Origin of the sequence: Geodermatophilus arenarius (assembly GCF_042654585.1) — a bacterium.
Lineage (GTDB): Bacteria > Actinomycetota > Actinomycetes > Mycobacteriales > Geodermatophilaceae > Geodermatophilus > Geodermatophilus arenarius.
The window spans coordinates 1-1,084 of sequence record NZ_JBHSGR010000050.1; the positions used below are offsets into that span (position 1 = coordinate 1).

Consider the following 1,084-nt stretch of genomic DNA (forward strand, 5'->3'; position numbering starts at 1 on the left):
CCGGCATGGCCTACGAGGTGAGGGGCGTCGTCGCCCGCGGCAAGGGAGAACCGGTCAGCGTCGAGACGGTCCTGGTGCCCGATCCGGGGCCGGGGGAGGCGGTGGTCGACGTCGCGGCCTGCGGCGTCTGCGCCACCGACCTGCACTACCGCCAGGGCAACATCAACGACGACTTCCCGTTCCTGCTCGGCCACGAGGCCGCCGGCACCGTGGCCGCGGTCGGCGAGGGCGTCACCGACGTGGCCGTCGGCGACTTCGTCGTCCTCAACTGGCGGGCGGTGTGCGGTCAGTGCCGCGCCTGCCGCAAGGGCCGGCTGCAGTACTGCTTCAACACCGCCAACGCCACGCAGACGATGACTCTGGCCGACGGCACCGCGCTGTCGGCGGCGCTGGGCATCGGCGCGTTCGTGGAGAAGACGCTGGTCGCCGCCGGCCAGTGCACCAAGGTCGATCCGGAGGCGCCGGCCACCGCCGCCGGGCTGATCGGCTGCGGCGTGATGGCCGGGGTGGGCGCGGCGATCAACACCGGCGGGGTGCAGCGGGGGGAGTCGGTGGCGGTGTTCGGCTGCGGCGGCGTCGGCAACGCCGCGATCGCCGGGGCGAGGCTGGTCGGCGCGACGACGATCGTCGCCGTCGACGTCGACGACCGGAAGCTGGCGTGGGCCGAGCAGTTCGGCGCCACCCACACCGTCAACTCCCGCGAGACCGACGCCGTCGAGGCGATCAAGGGGGTCACCGGCGGGTTCGGCGTCGACGTCGCCATCGACGCGGTCGGCCGCCCGGAGGTGTTCGAGCAGGCCTTCTACGCCCGCGACCTGGCCGGCCGGGTGGTGCTGGTCGGCGTCCCGACGCCGGACATGCAGCTCACCCTGCCGATGATCGAGCTGTTCGGCCGCGGCGGGGCGCTGAGGTCCTCCTGGTACGGCGACTGCCTGCCCTCGCGGGACTTCCCGATGCTGGTCGACCTCTACCGGCAGGGCCGCTTCCCGCTGGAGGACTTCGTCTCCGAGACCGTCGGCATCGACGACGTCGAGGCCGCGTTCGAGAAGATGCAGAAGGGCGAGGTGCTGCGCTCCGTGGTGGT

At 73.0% G+C, this 1,084-nt stretch carries 1 protein-coding gene; it reads left to right on the forward strand.

Annotated features, from left to right (window positions below):
• Positions 1-1,084 (forward strand): S-(hydroxymethyl)mycothiol dehydrogenase (locus ACFO3M_RS22675; protein ID WP_387994495.1); only part of this gene is annotated, 1,084 nt, incomplete at both ends.